Genomic DNA, 22407 nt, shown 5'->3' with positions numbered 1-22407 from the left:
TGCCAAGTGCCGGTTGCAGCCTAAGAAGTTGGAAGCCTCGCCCGCCTGGGTGGGGAGCAGTCACTTGATAGTCTCCATCCCAACTCCACTGCGTCTCGCCACAGGCTTTTGAGCCATGGATATGAAGAGGCGTCTACTGGAGAGAAGAAAGTATCTCTTGCCAGGTCTGGCCAAGAACGGGATATGTCGCGTAGGCCTGCTTGACGGTGAGTACTAGATTAGCTCTGACCCTTACTTGATCTACAAGCGTTTCACCAGGTTTGAGCACCCGGCCAGCGTCCTCTGCGCCAAGAGCCAGATTGGTAGATATGAGCTGATATAGACAAAAAGCCTGCAAGCAGGCTTTTTGTCATAGTCCTATGAATCAAATTCTGATTCCGTTTGCCGAGGCATATTGCGTCGCGGCGGGGATAGTTTCGATGGTTTGTTTAGCAATAGAGTTGTAAGCATCGCTTAACCAGCTCGGCATCATATCGTTCATGTATTCAAACGTATCAGAACCTGCAACCTGGAACGCCGTGTCGAGAGCTTCGCGAGGGATACCGGTCCCATACTTGGCGAGGCTTTCAGCTACAGTACGGACACCCGGCCCCATCAATTTGGCGATATTGCCTGCTACTGGAACCATTCCGATAGCTGCGGAGGCATAATCGAAGCCTTCCATATCAGTACCGTCCAGCTTTTTCCCGGTCAGCAACATACCCAAGCTAATAACGTTGCCTACGACTGGCATGGAGGTCACCAAGGTCTGGCCAACCTTTGACTTGAACATACTTTTTGCAAAACCAAGCAGAGCGGAGTCGCTCGCTGTAAAAACCTTGAAGGTCTTGTCCTGAGCCAGATCCGATAGATCATCTTTCAGCGCTGCCAAAATCGCAGAGTCGGAAGAAGTTTTGACTACTGTAACGCCTGACTTGGAACCCTGAGGCGACCAGTTAGAAAGCGCTACCGGTTGAGTCGCAGATCGGGCATTTGCAACGTACTCAGAAGGTGCGAATGCGAAAGGAGCTGAAGAAAGGTTAGCTACCTGGATACGTCCATTCAAAGAACCGTCAGAGGTAGTTTTAGCCGCAACTGACGGGCCGAGAATTGAATACTGTAGTGGATCTGTCGTAGCAGCCGCTGCCCTTGAGGGGGCTTCCATTGCAGGCGAAGTGAGCCAGTCATTCAAACTAGCCTCTAAAGCCTGCGGGTTGTTCAGGATCGGCGGATTGCTAAATGGATTATCACTACTAAAGCCAAGCTGACTCATGGCTCCAGAGGCCTGAGAAAGCTGAGGGGCCAGCTTGGCTTTCAGTGTGCTCTCAATCATATCTGTAGCACTATTGAACCCGGCCTTCATCAAGCTATCCGCCGAGATCATCTGTGGGCTAAAGCCTGCGGCTGTCAGACGGCTTACCTGCTCTGCAGAAAGATTGCTATAGAGCGACTGGTTGAACGATCCGTCTCGTACAGCTTGCAGGGTCCACAAGGCCATCTGCAGATCTTTGTCGCGGCCATTTGAAAAGGTGACATAGCCAGCAGTGGATTGAGGAGCGGACTTCATTAGGTTTCGGTAAACAGAGGCCATTTTTCCAGGCCATACCTTTTCGGGGCTAATCAACTGAAGTGGCTCATTAGCAGCTGGGCGCTCGTCACCGAATTTCAGGCAATAACCATTGAATGAGAAGTTAGCAATCTGTCCCGGTTGAATCAGGTAGCTTTTCTGTAAGGCAGAATTGGAAGGCTTTGACGTTGAGGCCTTGAAGCCGCCTCTTTCAATCAGATCAACGTAAGAAACAAGGTCAGTCAGCGCAGTTGAGAATGCGAGGAATTGTTCTTGCGTGTAGTGAGTGCCAGCAGCCTTCATTGCATCACGTGTTTCATGAAAGCGACCTAAACGGCGCTGATACTCGGGCTGGGTATATCCGATCTTGCCGCTTTGAGCTGCCTGAACAATTGCAGCTGCCCGCTGAGCTTCAGCCAAGTCGGCAGCATTCAATGGCCCCTTGAATGACGACTTATTGAAACTAAGCGCATCGGTAAGCCCTTTAGGCATAGAGCTGGGCATAGATGGCATTTGTAATCCGCCCATAGCTGCACAACCCCCTAGTTGGGCAGCGATCAGGGCTGCTGCCAGAACTTTAATCACGCCACGCTGAAACTGCATCCCGAACCCCTTAGGTTTATGGTATCTTCAGCTAAAGATAAGTTATATTTCCATATATACATTAGCAAAGCGGAACGGATGGAACAATAGAGTTTTAGCTTCCGCATCCACACTGCTTCGCTAAAAATTGGTCACATTCAGGGCAATCGAATGACTCGCACTTTTAGTACCAAGAAGATCTATGTCGGCTTAGCCGCCCTTTTATTAAGCGCTGTTTCATACGCTCAGGAAACTACGGGCTGCGGGCAGCCAGCAGACTATTCATGGATTAGCGAGGCCCTGCTGAAACACTCTGGGCAGGCTAGTAAGATTGTGTCGGTTAAGCCTGCTGGCGCTCTAGGGCTTTGTGAGTTACGTAGCGATAGCGGCCCGGTGCTCTATAGCGTCCCAGGTACACGTAAGGTGATGGTTGGCCAGCTATACAGTTTTACTAATAGCGAGATCATCGACCTTACTCAGCTCAGTAACCAGGAGCAAACCCGAGCGTTACTCAGCGAAGTAAAACCCGAGGATTACATCGCTTACACACCAAGCGGGCCGGTAACAGCCACCATGTATGTACTTGTTGATGCGGATTGCCAGTTCTGCCACAAGATGCATGAGCAAATTTCGCAGCTGAACCAAAGGGGAATCGAGGTTCGATACCTACCGTTTGTACGAGGAGGCCGCAAAGGAGCCGCCTGGTCAACCATGAGTGGTGTGTGGTGCGCGAAGGATAGAAAGCAAGCAATGGATCTTGCTTACCAAAGCAAGAGTATTCCCGCGGCTGCAGAGTGCGAACCGATATTGGAAAAGTATCAGACGTTTGGACGCAAGATCATGCTGCAGGGCACCCCTTTCACAGTGTTTGCAGACGGTTCTACCCTGGCAAGATATAGCCCATTAAGTGAGATCGCTGAAAAGGCTCTAGCCGCTGCATCCGAGGTCAACCATGCGCAAGCCCGTTGATGCCAAGACGATGGACTATCTAGCTCGCCGGCCAGCCGCTATGAGTAAGTACATCGCCACGGGTGTAGCTCCTATTCTAGCCGAGCCAGATTCACCGCTGATTCGGCTATTAAAATCAATTGCTCCGAAAGATCGCGCCCATATCACCGCCCTCAGGATTACTCCTGATCTGGGGTACACAGGTGTCCATCCATTTCACAATGCGGCGCAAGCGCTAGCATGGCTTGTGCCTACTCAGCCTGCAGCTCATCATCCAAGTCAGTCTTATCAAATTAATGGGTTTAAGAAAGTGCTTACGATTGATGACCTTTCTGTCCTCGCTAAAATTCCAGATGCTATCTCTGCCGAATGGTGGCGTCTTCACTTAGTAGTACAGCTTATAACGGTTGACCTCCCATCACTAGAATACAACGTGATCTAATAATAAAGGCGTTTGATCTTTTGGTTTATCAATGCAGCTTATAACTACAATATTTATAGCCACTTTTGATATTCCTAGAAAGCTTGAGCTTTTCACTATTTCTCATAGATAAAAATGGTCCAACTTACTCACATTACTAGCCCTAAAAATGCTCTTAGTATGATAGCTATGAAAAGCTATTGCTCATATAGAAACCCGGGAAGTTATGATGCCGGAATGAACTTCCTAGGTGTTCTTGGAGAGTATCCTAATACTCAACCAACAAGAGGGGCTAGAATGACTTGTGAATGGCTTGGTTCTGTTTCACAGCCTTTACGATACGACGTACATAACCACCATACACCTGATGTCTTATTCGATTTTAATGGATCTGGAAAACATTTTAGAAATAACGACCCAAGATATTTTTTGCCTTATGGTTCGAAAGGGTTGATAGTTAAAAAAATTGAGCTGGAAGATAATTACGATAGGGAGTCTTTAGTCCAATGGTGGGTTACATTCGAAGGTAATATTTACCCTTACCTCTATAAAACAGGCCTATTTCAAAATTACTTACTTAGAAGAGCACTGAATCATTTGCACGAAACAAATGAAAAACTCCGAAGCCGACTGGTAAAGATTTCTGTACTACGAGGAATGTAAATCGCAGTATGTCAATATCACTGTAGACGTCTTTCCAGCACTACTCATCCCAACGCGCAAGGTATTGCCATTAACTGCAAGACTCCTAACCAGGCAAACATATGCCTTACGCGCTCCTGCAGCGTCAAGCCTCCACGTCATCTGCACGGCTAATCTCTTAAAATTGAGGCTGCAAAAAAAAAGCCCGCCATAAGCGGGCATTTCGAATCAAACTTGATCAGAAGTTGAAATTGAATTCATCATCAGCTGACTCTGGTGCCGGCTCAGGCTTTGTTATGGGCTTAGGTGTAACCGATACCTCAGCTGAACGCTGCGGAATTTGATCCTCAACTACAGGCAGCCCCGAATCAAAGCCTGGGATCTCTCCATACCCATCATCGTTGTTTGATAAGGTGGGCTGAGGGCTATAAAAGTCATCCGCTTGCTCATAGCCTTCTGAATCAGTTGCACCTGTTTCTTCTGCTGTAAAACCAGGCATGTCAGCATATTGCACCGCGGCTTCGGCTTGAGGAGATACAAAATCCTCAGCGACTGCATAGCCATCGTCCTCTTCCGACTCGCTCTGTTTCCTCATTTCTACACTGGGCTCCGAGGTATCGGTGAACCCTGGCATTTCGTCTAGGGGATCCGGCTCGTTCGAGAAATGCGCATCACTTGTCAGAGGACTCTGCACATTAGCTTCTGCAAATAGTTCACGTAGAGACTCCGTTGCGGTCTTTTCCGCGTCATTGTCCTCATCTATTGCATGACTTAGCTCAGCTTCTTCTGCCGCTAGGCTAGCTGCAACCGAAGCCGGGCTTACTTCAGCCGCCGGCGCAACCGCTGCTACGGCTACCGCCTCGACATCACGGCGTACCCGGCGCTCCATGATCAGGTCAGTATCGGCTACCTGGGTAACAAAGAACTGCATACCTTGCTGCTCAAGCTTGCTTAGCAGTTCTTCACGCTGCGTGTCTGACATGCGCTCGGCGCCGTCGATACAAACGATACCCAGCTCCCCTGCGCCGGCCGCTGCTACTTGAATGGCTAATTGCAGGCGTTCGCCATCCGATAGATTGTCCAGAGGAAGGCCATTTAAAAGAATCCGATCATCTTCGATGCTGAGACCTTTGATAGGGATCTGAGCACGCTCAGTAAGCTCAGCGGGGAATGCACTTAGCCGCTTCTTTGCCTTTGCAATGGACGACTCGGTATCACGCAGCTGCTTTGCCTGCTCCTCAAGGTCTTTCATCTGATCATATTGGCCAAGGATAGTGCGCTGCTCATCCAGTCGATTCAGGCTATCTTGAAGTCTATCTGTGTCCTGCCTGGGATTCCCAGCCAACCAATCATGATGCTCAGACACCTTAGCTTCGCTCTGTCTCAGGCGAGTGGTAAGCTGCTCAAGCTCAGCCTGAAGGTTAGCTATTTGAGCGTTGACCTGCTGAATTTGGTTTTCGATTCCACCCTTGGCGCGCTCCACTTTCGCCAGGTTGGATTGGACTTCATCTACAAGTCTATTGTGCTGCTGAATCTGCGCCAGCTCTCTAGCAAGATCAGCTGAAGAGATCCCACGAACACTTTCTGGATCAAATTCCTGAGGAATCATCTTCTCAATGGCTTTGACCTGGCCCTCTACCTGGTCTGCTTTGATTTTGGATTCGCTAAGCTTCTTGTTGACCAGTTTCATGGCGGCCATCACAAGCTCGATACCCTTAATATCGTTGCGATCGGCCAAAGATGAAAAATCCAGTGAATCCCCAACCAGCGTCTTTAGCTCATCGAGTGCTACTGGAACTGGGAACGCATCTGCCAACATGCGAATCTTTCGCTCTTCGTTGGCCTGCAGGAACTCAACGGGGTTAAGGGCGATTGCCGGCGCCAGACGAGAAAGAAAATCCGCAGGTTTGGACATAAGGGAGCCGTCTGGCTTTCTCACCGTCGGCTTAGATAGTCCATCAGGAGTAATTTCACGGCTGATCTGGTGCCCATCGTCCAGGACGATAAGTAGTTCACCGCGCTCAGTACCTTGGCGCAACATCTCAGACCGGCGACTTTTACCAAATGCAGCACTTACTGCATCCAGTACCGATGTCTTACCTGAAGCCATTCGGCCTGAGAGCTGGAGGCCCTCTCCATTTAATGGAAGCTCAAGTTCTTCAATGGCCAGCACATCGCGGATACGGATATGGGCAATTTTGCGGCGTTCGTTTTCGCTCATGGTCTGGCCTTAGAAATTGAAGTCAAATTCGAAGTCTTCAAGCTCGATGCTTGGCGCTTCGGTAGCTAATGGTTGTGTAGTCAGTTTGCCTAACGGGGTTACATGCGCGCCTGGAAGGGGACGCCCGGCTTTCTCGGCATATTCAAATAATGATTCGACTATTGGGTTTTCACCTTCCCCATATAGCCACGTACGGGCGGCACGAATAGCCTCAGGCTCTAGCTCATTCAGGAATCGGCTAGTAATACCTTCAGTTTCCTGAGCGTTACGCGACTCAGCTGGATTGACTGGAATCTTCCACCGGTTGGCTAGTTCCAGATCATTGGGAGCAACCAGCAGTACCCTTTCCTTACCACGAGTGATGCCAACGTAAGCAAGGCGTCGCTCGGCTTCCATATTAACTGGTCGGTCTGGAAGCATATGAGGGAACTGTCCTTCGACCAGGCCTGGGATAATCACCAGCGGCCATTCCATGCCCTTAGCTTTATGGATGGACTTGATGAGCAGAGGATCCTTCATCAGCTCGGGCATTTCGACCTGCTCCATGCGCTCAGAGAACGTATCGAGCATCGACTCAACACTGTCATAGCGCGACACTTCACGAATCATCAGGTTGATTACGTTCAGCCGGTCATTACGTTTGAGCGGGTCACTGATACGGCGCTGCACGTCACCACGCCAGTCCAACTCGTTCCAGATCAGTGTGGCGACATCAGCCATGCTGTTGTCGGGACGGGCTAGTTTCTCTAAAAGGTCGGCCCGCTTACGTAGGCTCGTCACCTGAAATGGACGAAGGCCATCAGTGTTACCTACGAGTCGTAGTGCGCCTGGCACGTCCTGAAGGGAGGCGTTAGCCAAGGAGTCAGACATACGGGAGATGAATTTACGAGGCAGGAACATGCCGGGCGAGCCAAGCATGGATGCAAGCATTTCCTGCTTTCCTTCCGGGCCACAGGCTTCAAACATCTCAGCATCACTCATGATTGCGTAAGCATTGATCGCCTTGACCTCAGGCATGCTTAGAATGCCGCGGCCTTCGATGATATAGGGGATGCGCTCCCTAATAAGTTGCATCTCAAGTGGCGCTGCGACCTCATAAGTCCTAACAAGCACCACGGCCTCACGCATTTGCCGGCCTTCGTCCTTCCAGTCCTTAAGATCCTTGAGCACAGCCTGAGGCCAGTAGCGATCACCGCCCTTGGTGGAAGCCATACGCAGAGCAATGGTGGATCGAGGCGTGCTGACATTCGAGATGCATAGCTTTCTGGGACGATCTGTATTGTTGCGAATCAGGCTATTAGCTGCGACCGCGATTTCGTGGCCGTATCGAAACGTCTTTGAAAGTTGGTAACGCGTAACGCTCTGCTCCCCAAGCTTGATCTCAAGTCCACGAGTCATGTACTCAAGATTGGCGCCGCGCCAGTCATAGATGCACTGGTCTTCGTCACCTACAACAAATAGTTTGCCGCGTGATCCCAAAAGGGTAAGGAGAATTACCTGTTGGGCATCATCTACGTCCTGGTACTCATCAACGATGATATGGGCAAACTCATTACCAGCCCAGGCGCGGGCTTCAGGGGAGTCTTCAAAAAGCCTGGCCAGGTCATAGATGAGATCATCGAACGTCCGGAGGTTCTCTTCTCGCCGGATTCGCTCATGGGCCAGAATGCCTTTGGCTACCTCTTCGTCTTCTTCAGCAAAACCCAATAAAACGGTGTGATCGGTAATCTCTTCGAATCTCACAAGGCCTGCCTTAGCCTTGGTTAAGGCTTGACGTAGAGTATCAACCTTCAGAGTGTCAACATCCCAGGGATTACCACCTTCCGCATCAGCAAGCGCTTTACGAGCTAGCATGCTCGCTGTGCTCTCTTCCGTAATCAGCTCGCGCTCTGGAAGCATTTTTTCTTCCTGTGCGACGGTAAGGACTTCATTAGCGAAGCTATGAATCGTCCGGAACTGAAGCTTGTCAGTACCACGTACGTCGAGGGCACTAAGACGGTTATTTACTTCTTTGGCAGCATCGACACTGAAGGTTAGCCCCAAGATGGAGTCTGGCCTGTTGCCACGCTTAAGAAGAACACCGCAGTAGCCGATGACCATCTTCGTTTTGCCGGAGCCTGGGGCTGCCGACACGATAGCGTGCTCTGCATCATGCGTTGCCGCTAAGACTTGCTCTTCAGAGAAGCCTTCAAGCCAAGGATACTGATCGGTCAAAGCGCTCACTTCGTCTGCTCCCATTGAAGTATGCTTTTGTATCTATCATAGTAAATTATAGCACGAATGGACTCTCCGGGGTAGATATGCGTTTTATTGAAGTAGCGGTCTTCTGCCCAGTTGATACGGCTTTTACCTATATGTGGCCCGAGCAGCTTGGAGATCTCCCGGCCCCAGGCTGCCGAGTACTTGTCCCCTTTTGGACGTCGAACGGTTATGGGACTGACGCTAGGTCCCAAGGCTGAGGTCCCTTGTGAACAAGCTAGTAAAGTCAGACCAGTTGAATCCTTATTGGATAGGGCTCCGTTATGGGATGAGGCATCCTGGCAAACCTGGCGGTGGCTGTGGTGTAACGGCGCCGTCGATGGAAGTCTGGCAGCAGCGCCAGCTCAATCCGGTGCAGCTGCAGTTTCCATCGATGCTTCCAAAGATGTGGAGCGGTGGTGACGTCCAGGAGTGGCTCGAAGCGCAAGGCAGCATCTACAGCTGGCTTCTAGACCTGATGAGTCGATGGCGCCAGCACCAGGCAATGGCCCTTTAGCTTTGCCGTCTGACCTGAAAATGATCCTCTGTGACGATGATGTCCACGTAATCATTCTGGATCCTCGTTTGAGTCATTGCGGCTGGGTCATGCGTCGGCACCCAGCCAGCGGACTTGTCTCTGTCAGACAGGCCACGGTTGCCGAGATCATGCAGGCCAAAACTAGGCTCAGGCTAAATCTCAACGTGTACAGAGAGGAACAGTTTTGACTGATCTGTCAGTAAAGATGGGTGTGCTGGCGCCGAGTCTCGTGGAACAGCTCAAGCCCTATGGACTCAAGCTCGACCAGGTGCAGAGCCTGCAGGATCTGAATCATGCCATTACCCGGCTGTATCTTGCTGAGGTGCTGACCGAGACTGAGAAAGAACGAGCACGCAAGCGACTCATGAAGCGCATCACTGATGCTGTGAAGGAGGTACAGAGGCAATGACTTCAGAAGAACGCTCTCCCCTGATCAACTGCCTGGACAGGTCCTTTCGCGTGATGCCTCTCTGGGCTCAGGCAGCATGTAAACATTCGATGGCTGCGCCAGAGATCAATCCAAAAACAGGCAAGTCTTTCACTAGCTTTCGGGTAGTTATCAGCATGGCCGCGGACGAAACTCTGGAGACACTAAGGGATGACTTCGAGAGCAATGGGGATCTACTGCCAGAGGAGCGAGGCCTTTCCAGCTGAGCCTGATCAGGCTTAGCACTTAAAGCATCAGCGGGGCTCCAACTGCAGTACATACGTCAGAACTCGATGGTAATGACCAAGAAGCCGAAGCATCCAATCACCCTGATGGAAGTCGTCGCCTGGTTCATTGCGGCTGGACTCATCTATATGTACTACTTGGTATACACCGGGCAGTACTAAGAGATCAGATGCATTTTAAGTGCAGGTTCAGTGTAAGCTATGCACTAGAAATACATTAAATATACATCGACCATACATCTACCATAATGCTAGTATGCTTCCCACACATCAACCAGCTGCCACGGGAGGCGTCCATGATTGTGCAAGTAGCCCACGTCAAAGGTGGGATTGGAAAGTCCACGCTTGCCCTCAACCTTGCGGTGAGTCGAGCGCGGCAAGGGCGCAAAGTCTGGCTGATCGATGCAGACAGACGCCCCTCCTCTATCAAAGCTTTAACCCTGCGTAATGATTCAGGCGTTGAGCCGGGAATTATCGTAGGCCATTACCCAGACGGGAAAGAATTGCGGACTCAGGTCAAGCTCCAGCGCGACATGTTTGATGACATCGTCATCGATTCAGGTGGCCAGGACTCCTCGAGCATTCGTGCAGCGCTCTTGCTTGCTGATGTTCTGCTGATCCCTAACTCGGTTGCTGCCGTCGAGACCTGGGCCCTTGAGGAAATGCATGCGCTGCTCGAGGAGGCCTTGAGCGTCCGTGATGAGGAGTTGCGCGTTCACTGCATCCTCAACAACGCAAAGCCCGGTTTCTCAAACGCTCGAAACCTGAGTGCTCAGCGAGTCGTACAGCATTTCCCACTCTTCCCCCAGGACGACCTTGTCATTGTGAAGCGCGATGCATTTGCTGATGCGTTCGGACTCGGCCTTTGCGTGGATGAGCTGGAGAAGCCAGACCCGAAGGCGAGCGCCGAGCTGAAAGCCCTTATGAATTTGATTTATGGAGATGAAGATGGCCAAACAGCTGCCTAACAACCTACCGCCGAGCATGCGTAACAAGCCAGCCTCAAGCGAGGCAGCTGCCGAAGCATTTGTTGAGGCTGCCCCAGACGCCATGACCAGGAAGCCGGCCAAGAAGAAGCAGCCGGTTACCATGCTCTATCCAATGGAGCTGCTCGAGCAGATCGACAGGTACGCAGAGCGTAGGGGTATGACCCGGACTACGTGGGTACAGCAGGTACTGCGAGATGAAGTAGAGCGTCTGGCGAAGGCCGACTGAGCGAATCAAAGAAGCTGGCCAGCGCGGTGGTCGAAGACCGCGCTGGCCTGTAACACACAAAGACCCTGCGAGAGGTTTTTATATGTCACATGCGGATCATACCGTAGTACTCAACACGTCCATAAAAAAAGTTTCTGATATGCCGTACTGGGTACTGATCAACTATCTGGCCAGCCTTTCCCCCAGGTTCAGGCTTGTACTACTAGCTCATTTGGCAAGAGGTCGAGCATGAGCCAGGAGACGATAACGGAGATGACCCGGTTGCTTGCTGCAGCCAGAGTGTATGTTGAGCTGTATGCCTGTCGTACTGACAGTTCAGCGGCTCAGGATCTTGCGGCCAGGATCGCTGCAGTGCTTTCCATACAGAGCGATTCAGTAAGCAATTGCGAAAGTTACGGATGTATTGATTATATATAATCAATACATTGCTAATGTATGGTGAATGCACTTCAGACATTGGATATGCATTCACCATACATCAAATATGCATTAATAGGGTTGCAGTCATGCCATACGCCTATAGGTACGAAGCCGTGCGGTTAAAGAGGCTCGTCTGCAGAAATGAGCCATTCTGGCCCTACTTAAGCGAAGCCTTAACGCTAAAGCTATACAACGGCGTGATGTATCGAGGCTTCAATGCTTCTCGTGTGATTGATGAAATTGCGCTTCTCGAGGGAGCCACTTCGTCAAGGCAAACCAACACTAAGCCAGCGACTCAATTTAAAGGCCCTCACCTTGGTAGATTCTGGCACAAGCACTGGACTGATTCAGCGTTTATCAATAAGAACTTGGACATTCATTGGTTCGGGCCGCATGCTGAAAAAAAAGAGCTTCTTAAGAGAGAGATCGAAAAGGCGTGCAAGACTCTTGGCAAGGATTCAGTAGACGATCTGGTGGAAGATGAAATCCAAGGCCTAGCTAGTCTAGTTTCCCATTCTGTGGTCCATAACGGATATGCAAGCCGCAGGGCCAGGAATGCTTTAACTGGTGAGTGGCTTATCTACTACATCCACAATGGTCAGAACTACTACCTAGACATCGCTGTGCATTGTAGCCGACAGGATGAGCCCGCTCTTCTAGAGCGGCTACGGGCTAGCTGCGAATGGGAGTTCCCATTCGCTTTTAGCTGAACTGCTCTATGTATGTATGTCAAACACAAACATAAGGTTTGTGTTTGTGTTTTCGAAGACAAACATCGGAGCCCTCAATGCCTTGCTACATGCTGTATGACCAGGACCGCAAACCGGTAGGCCACATGTGCGGCCAGCTTGGCAAGCACTGCGTTGAGTGCGGAGCGGTCGGTACCAACCTGTGTGACTACGTAGTTGAAAAGCGGAGCAAGACGTGTGACCGGCCATTGTGCGACTACCACGCGCGGGAAGTTGGTCCGGATCGGCATTACTGCCCAGGACATTATGGTTTGCAACGGAAGGTTGGAGAGCAGCTCAGCCTGGAAGGCTTTGGCATGCATAACGATGCCTAATCGATGCATGTCAAATACATTACTAATGTATAGGTAATGTATAGCATGCATCCATAAGATGCTAAATAGATATAACCCCGACGCGGAGGGTGAGAACGCGCCGGGGTGCAACACACGAACAACCTTTGCCCGAGGCATGTCACGCTTGGATTATAGCGGGCACCCAGGATTTAAGCCCGCTATAGTCGAGTTACCATTTAAATGGGAGCGGTGCCGAAGGAGGGGGTGTGGTGATATCAAGAAGTGGAGGAAACTCAAGCGGCTTTTCATGAGGAGCATATGGTTTAGTCCCAAGTCCCCACAGCGAGTCTATGTTCCGCAGATATGTAATAACTCGGTGCTCTTCAGCCGCGATCAAACCGTGCAGTTCAGTTTGATGTGTAGGGTCCATAGGAGATCTGTCGAACATACCGACCTCAGCCTGCCAGTAGTCGCCGTGGCTAGCATTAGCAGCAATATGAGTAATCTGGTCGATGTAGTTTTGCGTGTCTGCGTCGCTGCCATGCCAGTAAAATTTGGCGGCAACGATAACTGTAAGAAAGCCCTTACGCTCACCAATAAATTGGACAGGTGAAAGTAGTCCCGCCATGTAAATCTGCTCAATGACCTCAATTACACGAGTGTCATGATCCTCATCCCAGATAACTGCAAAATCATGTATCTGAGGTATATCTAAACGTGTTCGTGTTACATCAAGCCACTCTACTGAGCGGAACACTGAATAATGAGCGCCTCGGCCTAGATTACCGACTGGAGCGGGCTCGTCATAAAGGCATGAGAATAGAGTGGAATACGCAGGCGTAGTCATGCGAAGTTCTCCGATTTCGTCAGATGAAGTGGTTTTCGTCCACACGTGATCCAGCTTTCGGCCAGGTCACAGGTTCAGACCAAAGACTATCATGCCTTTTTGAAAAGTCTAAATACTCCAGGCACAAAAAAGCCCTATTAGGGGGCTTCTCCGTTGAGACTTGATTACCCAACGATACGCGGCATAGCGCATCCACGAGCTTTACAGTCTTCCAGCAAGCGCTCTTCTTCAAGCTTGTACTGACGCTGACGTTCGTCCAGGCTTTCTTTCGAATGCTTGTTTACGATCTTTGAGCGGTCTACGTTTCTAAGGCTGATCATTCAGTCCTCCTTACGCCGGTAACGTAACATCGTGATTCGCATAATAAGCAGTACGCATGTGGTACCGCTCATGTCTGAAATCTGCATCTTCGAATCTGATTGGTTGATCGTTGGCTACAGAGTAACCCATAACAACCAACAGCTCGTCGAAGAGCTCATCAAATTTGTCCACTATTACCTTCATTAGAGCACAGTATGGATGATTTGGATCCAGCTCATCCAAGAATACTATGTGCTCATCATTCAGTATCCGTCTGGGCCGGTGGTAAACGACCACCCCTGGTTTATGTGGCAGTTCAGCTTCTACATGGCTTTCGGGTCTGACGAAAAACCAACACCATATATAAGCAGCAGCACTAATGATGTATCGGCTGAACCTCAGCTTTACTGAGGCCTTGGTCTGCCTGATGGCATCGACTAGATCGAATGCTGCGTCAACTGCCCCACCTCGATTGGCAACAATCAATATCTCGATTTGATCGCCATGAACTGCGTTATTTAACACGCCGATAATGGGATTTACATTATCGAAATCAACGTACTTTTCCAATCGAAGCTGGTGGTCTGCCATGTCCACATACCTAAAGAACGAGGGCTTATCATAGTGTAAATCCCCTCTTCAAGCACGAACCCTTGCAAGGTCACCTTGCCGGTAATCTTGATGATCTGATTACCTTTTAATGTATGCCTGATGTACTTTAGATGCATGATAGATGTATAAATTACATCAGATATAAATAACCTAAGGAAGCATAATGACTTTCATGGAATGGCTGCCCAAGAACTCATCCGAACTAGCCGCTTGGATTCAGGCAATAGGATCGATTGGAGCTATCTGTGTCGCTGTTGCGATACCTGCTGTTACCAGTGCGAGACAGAGGAGAGCCGCCAATAAGAAACGTGAAGCAAGGGCCAAGAACATAGCCGTGGTGATGTTTCCAATCTTGATGGACTTGTCTCGATCCCTAGCGTGTTTTTGTGAAAGGCACGATCCGCAAAACAAAATGGGGACGGTGCTCTTCAATACAGATCCGGACGAAGGAGATTTTCAAAAGCACATTCCTCAATTGATGAGCTATGCGCCTGTACTGGATGACATGCCAGAGACCTTGGCTGAACCGATTAGGGTGCTTATGAAACAATTAATCATTTTGGAGAACACTATAAAATCGATCCCTGGAGCCGAGCATGTAGGATTGCAAAGCCTGAGCAAAGACCAAATAGCCGAACTGCGAGAAGAAGCTAAGAGAGTCTTTGATGTTATTCGTGGAGCTAGCAGGGCCGTAATCGAGGCTGCAGCCTAGGGTTAATTATCGACCGAGGGAATGCAATGAGTAAAAAAAACCAACTCACGAAACTTGTCGATAACCCAACCGTTACAGCAATCTTCAACTCTGGGTTAAGCGCTCTGCCTTTTGGCGGTCTAGTCGCATCAATCATGGGCACAGATGCTGCCGGCCGGCAAATGGATATGGTCCATAGAGCTGCTATTCGGATGCAGACTGACCTCCAGAACCACATCAATAGCCAAAAGCGCATTACTAACGAGCAGCTGAAGATGATCCAAGAAGTTACGTTAGCTGTGAGAGAGAGCTCATCGGAGGCCAAAACTGAATACCTGATTAACGCCTTCAGAAACACTTTGGAAAACGGCTCGACACTTGGAGATTATCAAGCCATTCAACTAGGCAGGTTCATCAGAGACATCTCCGCTGATGAGATCGCTTTCCTCATTGAGGCTAAATCTGAAAAGTACTCGGAAGGCATCAGGAACGCAGGCCCAACTGAGCCTACCAATAATGGTTTCTTGTTAGTACGTGACCCAGAAGCCAAGCTGATTTTTATGAGCCTCATCCGCTTAGGATTACTGGAAGAATCCAGGCCAAACTCTATAGGTGGATCCCCTTATGCTCTCAACAGCTGGGCTATCCACCTTCTGGATTTACTAATGCCTAAGGCATGGGAAAAATCATCAGATATAGATTCGTAAATAGTGGCCAGATGTATAACTAATGCATGAGGAATGCATGGTTTTTATCAATTGATTTTAGCTAAATAAGGATATTCTGATGACACTCATGGAGTGGATAGCAAAGCTCAACCCTTCTGAGCAGGCGGCTTGGGTGCAGGCGGTGGGATCGGTAGGCGCTATCCTGGTAGCAGTGGCTGTGCCTGCTGTAGCAGGTTGGAGACAGAGGAAAGCAAAGAAAGAAGAGCGTATACAGAAAGGACGCAATTCAATCTTGGTTATCTATCCGCATCTAAAGCAGCTCCAAGGATCTCTAGCAACGTTTGTCATGATGCACGACCCAGATCTGAACAGTGATGACGACCTTATTAATAATGACCCGCATGAAGGAGACTTCCAGAAAGCTATCCCAAATATCATGGCGTCTGTTCCGAGCCTGGGAGACATGCCTGACAATGTTGCTGAAGCGTTGCGAGATCTTATAACGGGCTTAATCGATCTTGATCAATGGATGCAGAGCATACCTGCCATGCAGAAATCAGGTTTTCATTCTTACTGGATCAACAACAAGGAGTTCATGCGTGAGGATGCGATGCAGCTAAAGCAGCTGGCTGACAAGGCTATTGATGCGGCTTCAAAAGAACTACGCATAAAGAACTAATAGGCATCGATCTTCCTTCTGAAATCTGCCATCGCTTGTGAGAGACGCCCCGTTTCGTCGTAACTAAAAATTGCATCGTCACAGGCGTCGCAATAGTCGCCTGTCATACCTTTGATAAGAGTCGTCTGACCTTTGTAGCTATATGGCAGATCACGCGTGTCATGCACCAGGTCCGCCTGGCCGCACATGGGGCATCTCATCACTTCACTCCTTGTATTCATCTGGATAATTATAAATGCATCTGATGTAATCTTAATACATAACAGATGTATTATTGATGCATGAATGATGTACTAAATACATCAAACAACTAAGGAAAGAATATGACGCTGATGGAAATATGGCCCAAGAATTCGTCTGAATGGGCCTCCTGGATTCAAGCAATAGGATCGATCGGAGCCATTGCGGTGGCATTGGCAGTGCCTGCAGTGACTAGCTGGAGACAGCGAAAGAATCGCAGAGCTGAAAAGACAGAATCCGCACGCAACGCTGTTTTAGGAGTATATCCAGCCCTCCTGGCTCTTGAGCGTTCATTGGAAGCTCACGTAGATATCCGCGACCAAGGCGGTGACTCATCAGTAGTCGTCACGGATGACCCCTATGACGGCAGTTATAAGTATCACTTCCCACAAGTAGTAGGCGCTGGTCCAATGCTTAACAGCCTACCTTCAGGTGTGGCTATTCCTCTGAGAGCACTGATCGCAGAAATTATTGATCTCCAGCATCATCTCCAAGGCGTTGGGGTGCTTGTAGATTATTGGTCTGACAGTAATTTCAAACAGCACGAAATCGAGATGAAAGAGAAGGTCGAAAAGCTGCAGGAATTAACCACTGCAGCTCTTGACGCAGCTCAGAATGAGCTACAAGGGAAGGACAGAGTGGTACCCAAGTGACGGCCTATCGGCCTATATCTACGTGAACCGGAAGCCTATCCTGACTTTTTTCCGGTTAGTTCGTTTATAGCCGGCATGCTTATTGGCATCTTTCTCATATTTTCATAGAGAATTTCCTCTAAAGGACGCTCATGCCCGAGCGCGAGAATATTCTTAGCGGCATTAATGTCGCGATCATGGATGACACTGCATTCCATGCAAGTCCATTCTCTTATACGTAACCCATTTACACCTTTTGGTCCGTACAGGGAACCGCAAGACGAACAGGTACGGGTGGTGTACCTCTCTTTTACTATTTTGAAAACGATGCCTGCGTGAGCGCATTTATAGGTCAACATCGTTCTTAACATGGACCATCCCGCGTCATACACGGACATAGCCAGCTTTCCATTTGCGAGTTTTGTGGGACTTATGTCGCCCACTACAACCGTACCGTAGCTATTTACTATTTCCCGACTGAACTTGTGTAGTGCGTCAGCACGGCGATTAGCTATCTTACGGTGTATGGCTTTGGATTTATCTCTCCTGCCAGCTCGTTGTGCCTTATGTAACTTTTCATCAAGCTGTTTATAAAAGCGACCATTTTCAAGCTGTCGGCCATCAGAACAGGTGGCAGTTGTTTTTAGGCCAAGATCGATTCCCACAGAACCTTGTCCTGATGAAGGACTTACTTCTACCTCAACAGCGACGTTGAAGTACCAGCGGCCTCGAACATCCTCACTAAAAGTCGCTGAAAGAAATTTGTATTTGCTTAGGCCGTAACTGTCCCATACTTTGAAGTAATGCCCGTGATAAAGGACTTAGCCATTAATCCATTTTGCTGAATTAGTTTTGATTGGTATCCAGACCAATGATCTGCGGCTACCGGAAGATTTTCACCAGCCAAGTTTTGCTTTTTTTGCTTTGATCCGACTTTGTACATATGACTGGCCAACACACTGAATAGTATGCCCTGCTAACCCGAGGGCCTTTGATGAACCATTGGTATATCTCTGCAGATCGTAGGCAGAGAGGAAGACACCTTTTTCCCTAATCGCGCGACTACTCAACTCGTTGAGATAATTCCAAACTAAGTTGACGCCCTTAGCCATCTTACTGAGCAAAGGAGCATGCTTGTCTCGGACTCGAACCCTTAGGGTCTTGACGTATGCCCTTTCAGCCTCAATCTTTACTCAGTCAGCGTACGAAGGAAATGGCTGCGTCTTACAAGGCTTTCCCCTATCACTTCAACAGCACGCATCAAGTTGATCCGGTGCTCCTGAGTAATATGGCTGATTCCTTCTTCCGGTATATCACTTTGCGCAACTAATTCTGCAATGCTCTGTAATGCATGCCCTGCGTATAGGATTAAATCTGCGTTACGTTCTATCAATGCAGGATCGTGCTGGGCCATAGTCGAGAGCTCCTTCCGTTATGGAGCTACCACGAACCGTCGCCAAACGATTATGGAGGCAGCTGTACGCAGGTTGGCGAACCGGGACGAAAGGAGCCCGGCATACCCGAAGGGATCCCCTGCACAGCTGCCATGACAAAAATGCAGACACAAAAAAGCGCGAGCATGGTCTATGGGCGCTTGTGCGCTTGTGCGCTTTTCGTTGTCGGGTTGCCAAACTCGTTCGCTGAATTTGCAGCGAAAGATCAAGATACTGAGGCGCTGAAGATGGCGACGCCAGGACCGGCACCGAAGTTGTATTTCGCGTAGATGGCGAAGGCGTTTTTAAACGTTGATCCGTTCAGCTGCGGGCTGTGTGGAGCAAAGATGGTGTACACGGCAGCGATCAGCGGGCTGACGGTAAAGGGGCTGATGACCCATGCCCACGCGATTGCGCGGATGAGGTACGTGAAACCGTGATGCGGGGAAGGTACGTCCGCAGTGCAGGTTTAGGGCTAAAAATTACTTCCCGATCAGCAGTTTACAGCGAAAGCTGCTTGAATTTGCTATCCGGTCTCTGACTCTCCCAGGCCAATCGTGCCGTAACATTCTTGCCTGACGCCTCTCTTGATGTGTAGGTATCTTTGTAATTCCTACACATCAAGCCAAAAAACGAATCGTTGCTGGTTACAATCAATTAAATTGTGGTTTTTTTTGGGTTTTGAAGAGCAGGGGTCTCACACTGATTAGAGTATGGGGTTAGTACTTGGGGTTAGGGATTAGCCAAAAAGTCTTACAAGTCCCGTCACGCTTCGCTTCCCGTCAATCATGCTGCTCACGAAACTACGGGAAGCGTTCATGAAACTACGGTAGGCGTACATAAAACTACGGCATGCGTACACATAACTACGGAGGCGCTCATGTAACTACGGGTCTCGCTCACGAAACTACGTTGGCGCTCACGAAACTACGCTGGCCTGTGGTTAATCACCCGTTTTTTTGTTTATATCCTGTTATTTTCCTGTGTTAAAGCTGTAGACAACTTTTTGATGTTCCGTCTGGAGCACGCATAACTACTGGGCTTTGGGCTTTTTAGGAACTCAAAGTCCTCTAAGGCTACCGCTCAAGAGAAAATTGTGGGTTTTGGCCGTAGTTTTCTGAGCGCCTGGTTGCTGACGTCGAGTTCATATGTGAACCGATCCTTAGGGTTATGCCTCCAAGGACCGATATTTTGTATTTTATGCCGTAGTTTTCTGTGCGTTTTGACTCCGTGTAGCCATTTTGTTGGGCTGATGACCTCAAATTTGCAGTGGCGCCCGTAGTTTTGTGAGCGCTAGGTCTGTTTCTTCCTGTTGTTTCTGCTTACTTAGCGCTTGATAGTGCTTGGCCCTGCTTTAAGTGACCGTAGTTTTGTGAGCGCTCGGTCAGGCCCCTGATAACCCCGTAGTTTCTTGTGCGTATTCATAGCCCTCCCCTGCTCTAAGAGCTACGCAGTATCTAGTCCGTAGTTTTGTGAGCGCCCCTAATGACGTGATAATCCGGTAGTTTTGTGTGCGCATACATTTTAGCCGTAGTTTTGTGTACGCCTACTTTGCTCATGCGTCACTTGGTCATTGCATCGAGCGTCTTGCATTAGGAGCCGTAGTTTCGTGTGCGCTATGAGCCGAAAGGCGCGCAGTAGAGAGGGTTCTAAATAGATATTCCGTAGTTTTGTGTACAAGCTGGGCTGAGTTTTTAATGACTTAGCAGACGCTTAAGCCGGCTATAGCAGAACGTTTTGGGCTGTACCTATCCAAGTCTTGTCATTTAAGGTGATTCAAGCGCTCACGAAACTACGGACTCCCAAACAAGAAATCCCTAGGCCCTAGCTTCTTATGACTAATCGTTCTCAAATTACGCAGGAAAGCTAGTGCTCGGGCATATACCATTCAAGAACCAGTGAATCGAACTCCGCATGGAATCCTATGACAAGGCCTGCCGCTAACGAGATGGAATTAGAATTCAAGCTAACAAGTCCCGATCCGGTGAAAGATGTCGTTGGAACTCGGCGTAACTACCTTAAGCAGAAGTTTGATCTAGAATCGGCCCAGGGCATCCTTCCATTCACCAACGAAAAGTACTACGAGCAGTCAAACCCTATCCTCAGGAGCGGTCTGTTTAGCGCCAATAAACTAGGGGGAGAATTTCGCGAGTGGACAGAGGTTTTTGTCTTTGGAACCGGTACGATCCAATACAAGGGCCCAGCTTTAACAGTTGATCATGAGCATGTCCTGGCTCGTCTGTTGCTCCTCGCCAGAGGTAAGTCATTAACCAAGCCAGTAAACGTTCAAAAATCCAAGATTCTTGAATGGCTTGAGCTAAGTGATGCTGGTGAAAACCGCAAGAGAGTACAGCGCCTTCTGGATGACCTGGAGGAAGGTCAAATCAGAATTTCGTGCAAGTCGGCCTTGAGCCGTTTGTATTTCCTTCTCACCAGCCCAATGACCGGTGACCTGCCCGACGGCAAGTTCTTTCGCCAATACATTGATAACCTGTACGGGCCGCAACTTAAGATGATTGCAGCTGCGCTGGAAGCTGATGAGGAAGTGCAGATCACTATGCAGTTCATCAAAAGCCAGACAGTCAATAATCATACCGGACGGATGCTTATCAATCTGGATCCGGTAACCGCGGTTTTCTTTGACGGGGTCAACACGACCCTTTTGCCCTTTGAGATCTACTCAAAGCTGGACAGGTTTGGGAAAAAGATACTGCCCTTCATTGCCTCTCACCGGGACGGTGTTTATCCGATCAAGCTTGAGAACTACTTTATCTATATCGGATCGATTTCCGTATATGAAAAGGTGAAGCGACGCTTTAAATCGGATTTCAAAAAGAACCTTATCCATTACGAGGCTGAAGGTTGGATCGAAAAAGGCTGGGAGCTCTACCGTAACGACAAAAACGAGGAGATGGTTTCCGGGCTTAAGCTTCATCCGTCGTTACGTGTACGGTCTGCACTCGATCTACCCGTGATCGATGTTTCGGAGTAAAGGCGCCCACTCAGTCAGCTCTTAATAGGCTGAGAAGATCCAAAAGGCTCTGGCCGGTGAATGTGATAGCCCTGGAAAGCGTCGACGCCGTAGCGGGTTAATCGATCCATATGTGCCTGGCTTTCAACACACTCGGCAATAACGGTCATCTTGCGGTTTTGTGCGAGTGCAATGACAGCCTCCAGGATATCCGGAGATGCATGCTCATGACAGATAGTCTTGCTCAGTTTGAGCGCTGACCATGGCATCTCCAAAAGGCTTAGCGCTGAGGCGCCTTCGCCGAAGTCATCTAAGTATACTGGGATCCCGGCTGCAACCAACATATCGATAGCCAGCCCTACTTTCTTAAAATCAATAATCTGAGCTGTTTCAGTCACTTCGATAGCAATGTTTGTCCGCCCTTTGATAATGGAAATCGCTTCAAGCAATGTGCCCGAGTCAGTGATGGACTGATTACTGAAATTGACCGTATGAAGCGGATCATTCGGCCCCACTGTTTCGATAATTCGCTTGAGTAGCATAAGATCAAAATCCTTTGAGAGCCGAAGCTGCTCAATCATGATCATTGCGGCGCCTACTGACTGGCCTTTTACCCGGGATAGAACTTCAAAATGATGTTGGCCATCCAGGTACTGAATACGCTGGCGGTATAGCTGTATGACGTTGTCCAATGGGTTACCGAGTAATAGTTCACCCACAAGCCCAGTTACCTGCCAGTCGCTTCGAACCGAGTCAAAAACCATCAAGTCTTGACCTCTGTTTTTAGCAAAATCCCGCGTAAACCCTCGCCCATTCGGCCGGGGATGTAAGCGGAAAGCGCGCAGAGCTTCTAATCCGGCGTGGCCT

24 protein-coding genes and 2 pseudogenes are annotated in these 22407 nt (G+C 49.3%); 15 read left to right on the top strand and 11 right to left on the bottom strand.

Features of this window, described 5'->3' with window-relative positions:
• Positions 1 to 364: 364 nt before the first annotated feature.
• Positions 365 to 2149 carry a hypothetical protein gene (locus tag PLU01S_RS23750; RefSeq protein WP_074828873.1) on the bottom strand — a complete coding sequence of 595 codons (1785 nt, stop codon included), beginning with the start codon at positions 2147 to 2149 and terminating at the stop codon, positions 365 to 367.
• A gap of 150 nt (positions 2150 to 2299) precedes the next feature.
• On the opposite strand from PLU01S_RS23750, the gene PLU01S_RS23745 reads away from it, so the two are divergent.
• From PLU01S_RS23745 to PLU01S_RS25555, 3 genes are all read left to right on the top strand, one after another.
• Entirely contained in the window at positions 2300 to 3097 is a 798-nt protein-coding gene (locus PLU01S_RS23745) for a DsbC family protein (protein ID WP_074828870.1), read from the top strand.
• Positions 3081 to 3518, top strand: a complete 438-nt coding sequence (locus PLU01S_RS23740) for a hypothetical protein (protein ID WP_074828868.1) — start codon at positions 3081 to 3083, stop codon at positions 3516 to 3518. Before PLU01S_RS23745 ends, PLU01S_RS23740 begins: the two co-directional genes overlap by 17 nt.
• 114 nt (positions 3519 to 3632) lie before the next feature.
• Entirely contained in the window at positions 3633 to 4160 is a 528-nt protein-coding gene (locus tag PLU01S_RS25555; RefSeq protein WP_139208901.1) for a hypothetical protein, read from the top strand.
• A gap of 217 nt (positions 4161 to 4377) precedes the next feature.
• Here PLU01S_RS25555 and PLU01S_RS23735 read toward each other — a convergent pair whose 3' ends face one another.
• The gene (locus PLU01S_RS23735) at positions 4378 to 6360 is read right to left on the bottom strand and encodes a hypothetical protein (protein ID WP_074828862.1); all 1983 of its coding nucleotides are present in this window, start codon (positions 6358 to 6360) and stop codon (positions 4378 to 4380) included.
• Positions 6361 to 6369: 9 nt separating this feature from the next.
• On the bottom strand, positions 6370 to 8583 hold the full coding sequence (locus PLU01S_RS23730) for an ATP-dependent helicase (RefSeq protein ID WP_159435114.1): 2214 nt from the start codon (positions 8581 to 8583) through the stop codon (positions 6370 to 6372).
• 77 nt (positions 8584 to 8660) lie between these two features.
• Between PLU01S_RS23730 and PLU01S_RS26450 the strand changes: the two genes are divergently transcribed.
• From PLU01S_RS26450 to PLU01S_RS23705, 6 genes are all read left to right on the top strand, one after another.
• Complete coding sequence (locus PLU01S_RS26450) at positions 8661 to 8819, top strand: primosomal protein N' family DNA-binding protein (protein WP_159435113.1); 159 nt, start codon at positions 8661 to 8663, stop codon at positions 8817 to 8819.
• Positions 8791 to 9021, top strand: a complete 231-nt coding sequence (locus tag PLU01S_RS25550; RefSeq protein WP_159435112.1) for a hypothetical protein — start codon at positions 8791 to 8793, stop codon at positions 9019 to 9021. Before PLU01S_RS26450 ends, PLU01S_RS25550 begins: the two co-directional genes overlap by 29 nt.
• Before the next feature lie 299 nt (positions 9022 to 9320).
• Entirely contained in the window at positions 9321 to 9545 is a 225-nt protein-coding gene (locus PLU01S_RS23720; RefSeq protein ID WP_074828854.1) for a hypothetical protein, read from the top strand.
• On the top strand, positions 9542 to 9790 hold the full coding sequence (locus PLU01S_RS23715; RefSeq protein WP_074828852.1) for a hypothetical protein: 249 nt from the start codon (positions 9542 to 9544) through the stop codon (positions 9788 to 9790). The genes PLU01S_RS23720 and PLU01S_RS23715 overlap by 4 nt, the downstream gene beginning before the upstream one ends.
• 314 nt (positions 9791 to 10104) lie before the next feature.
• The gene (locus tag PLU01S_RS23710; RefSeq protein ID WP_074828850.1) at positions 10105 to 10776 is read left to right on the top strand and encodes an AAA family ATPase; all 672 of its coding nucleotides are present in this window, start codon (positions 10105 to 10107) and stop codon (positions 10774 to 10776) included.
• Positions 10757 to 11023 carry a type II toxin-antitoxin system HicB family antitoxin gene (locus PLU01S_RS23705; RefSeq protein WP_074828847.1) on the top strand — a complete coding sequence of 89 codons (267 nt, stop codon included), beginning with the start codon at positions 10757 to 10759 and terminating at the stop codon, positions 11021 to 11023. The genes PLU01S_RS23710 and PLU01S_RS23705 overlap by 20 nt, the downstream gene beginning before the upstream one ends.
• 1204 nt (positions 11024 to 12227) lie before the next feature.
• Here PLU01S_RS23705 and PLU01S_RS23690 read toward each other — a convergent pair.
• The 4 genes from PLU01S_RS23690 to PLU01S_RS23680 all read right to left on the bottom strand — a co-directional run bounded on the left by PLU01S_RS23690 (position 12228) and on the right by PLU01S_RS23680 (position 14205).
• A complete protein-coding gene (locus PLU01S_RS23690; RefSeq protein WP_139803994.1) occupies positions 12228 to 12515 on the bottom strand; it encodes a hypothetical protein in 288 nt (95 codons plus the stop codon).
• Positions 12516 to 12696: 181 nt separating this feature from the next.
• Positions 12697 to 13314 carry a hypothetical protein gene (locus PLU01S_RS23685; RefSeq protein ID WP_074828833.1) on the bottom strand — a complete coding sequence of 206 codons (618 nt, stop codon included), beginning with the start codon at positions 13312 to 13314 and terminating at the stop codon, positions 12697 to 12699.
• Between the two features lie 164 nt (positions 13315 to 13478).
• Positions 13479 to 13634, bottom strand: a complete 156-nt coding sequence (locus PLU01S_RS25850; protein WP_159435111.1) for a hypothetical protein — start codon at positions 13632 to 13634, stop codon at positions 13479 to 13481.
• A 10-nt stretch (positions 13635 to 13644) separates the two neighbouring features.
• Positions 13645 to 14205, bottom strand: coding sequence for a hypothetical protein (locus tag PLU01S_RS23680; RefSeq protein WP_074828830.1), 561 nt, complete (start codon positions 14203 to 14205; stop codon positions 13645 to 13647).
• A gap of 184 nt (positions 14206 to 14389) precedes the next feature.
• Between PLU01S_RS23680 and PLU01S_RS23675 the strand changes: the two genes are divergently transcribed.
• The 3 genes from PLU01S_RS23675 to PLU01S_RS23665 all read left to right on the top strand — a co-directional run bounded on the left by PLU01S_RS23675 (position 14390) and on the right by PLU01S_RS23665 (position 16264).
• Positions 14390 to 14938 (top strand): hypothetical protein, encoded by a 549-nt coding sequence (locus PLU01S_RS23675; protein ID WP_074828827.1) that lies wholly within the window; start codon positions 14390 to 14392, stop codon positions 14936 to 14938.
• A gap of 26 nt (positions 14939 to 14964) precedes the next feature.
• Positions 14965 to 15624, top strand: a complete 660-nt coding sequence (locus PLU01S_RS23670; RefSeq protein WP_074828822.1) for a hypothetical protein — start codon at positions 14965 to 14967, stop codon at positions 15622 to 15624.
• 79 nt (positions 15625 to 15703) lie between these two features.
• Positions 15704 to 16264: a hypothetical protein gene (locus tag PLU01S_RS23665; RefSeq protein ID WP_074828819.1), complete on the top strand. Its 561-nt coding sequence runs from the start codon at positions 15704 to 15706 to the stop codon at positions 16262 to 16264.
• Here PLU01S_RS23665 and PLU01S_RS26445 read toward each other — a convergent pair.
• A complete protein-coding gene (locus tag PLU01S_RS26445) occupies positions 16261 to 16452 on the bottom strand; it encodes a type II toxin-antitoxin system MqsA family antitoxin (protein WP_353681967.1) in 192 nt (63 codons plus the stop codon). The genes PLU01S_RS23665 and PLU01S_RS26445 overlap by 4 nt on opposite strands.
• A 135-nt stretch (positions 16453 to 16587) precedes the next feature.
• On the opposite strand from PLU01S_RS26445, the gene PLU01S_RS23655 reads away from it, so the two are divergent.
• Positions 16588 to 17157, top strand: a complete 570-nt coding sequence (locus PLU01S_RS23655; protein WP_074828814.1) for a hypothetical protein — start codon at positions 16588 to 16590, stop codon at positions 17155 to 17157.
• A gap of 35 nt (positions 17158 to 17192) precedes the next feature.
• On the opposite strand, the pseudogene PLU01S_RS26265 reads toward PLU01S_RS23655, so the two are convergent.
• Both PLU01S_RS26265 and PLU01S_RS25845 read right to left on the bottom strand, forming a co-directional pair.
• Positions 17193 to 17912: pseudogene (locus PLU01S_RS26265) on the bottom strand (RNA-guided endonuclease InsQ/TnpB family protein); the annotation flags it as partial.
• Positions 17913 to 18325: 413 nt separating this feature from the next.
• The gene (locus PLU01S_RS25845) at positions 18326 to 18550 is read right to left on the bottom strand and encodes a hypothetical protein (RefSeq protein ID WP_074828809.1); all 225 of its coding nucleotides are present in this window, start codon (positions 18548 to 18550) and stop codon (positions 18326 to 18328) included.
• Positions 18551 to 18805: 255 nt separating this feature from the next.
• On the opposite strand from PLU01S_RS25845, the pseudogene PLU01S_RS23640 reads away from it, so the two are divergent.
• Positions 18806 to 19009: pseudogene (locus PLU01S_RS23640) on the top strand (IS91 family transposase); the annotation flags it as partial.
• 1484 nt (positions 19010 to 20493) lie between these two features.
• Complete coding sequence (locus PLU01S_RS23635; RefSeq protein WP_019364723.1) at positions 20494 to 21561, top strand: plasmid replication initiator TrfA; 1068 nt, start codon at positions 20494 to 20496, stop codon at positions 21559 to 21561.
• Between the two features lie 14 nt (positions 21562 to 21575).
• Here PLU01S_RS23635 and PLU01S_RS23630 read toward each other — a convergent pair.
• Positions 21576 to 22407: EAL domain-containing protein (locus PLU01S_RS23630; protein ID WP_218019575.1), on the bottom strand; the 832-nt coding region annotated here is incomplete at its 5' end.

Origin of the sequence: Pseudomonas luteola NBRC 103146 (assembly GCF_002091675.1) — a bacterium.
Taxonomy (GTDB): domain Bacteria; phylum Pseudomonadota; class Gammaproteobacteria; order Pseudomonadales; family Pseudomonadaceae; genus Chryseomonas; species Chryseomonas luteola.
This window is presented reverse-complemented; position numbering and strand designations above follow the sequence as displayed.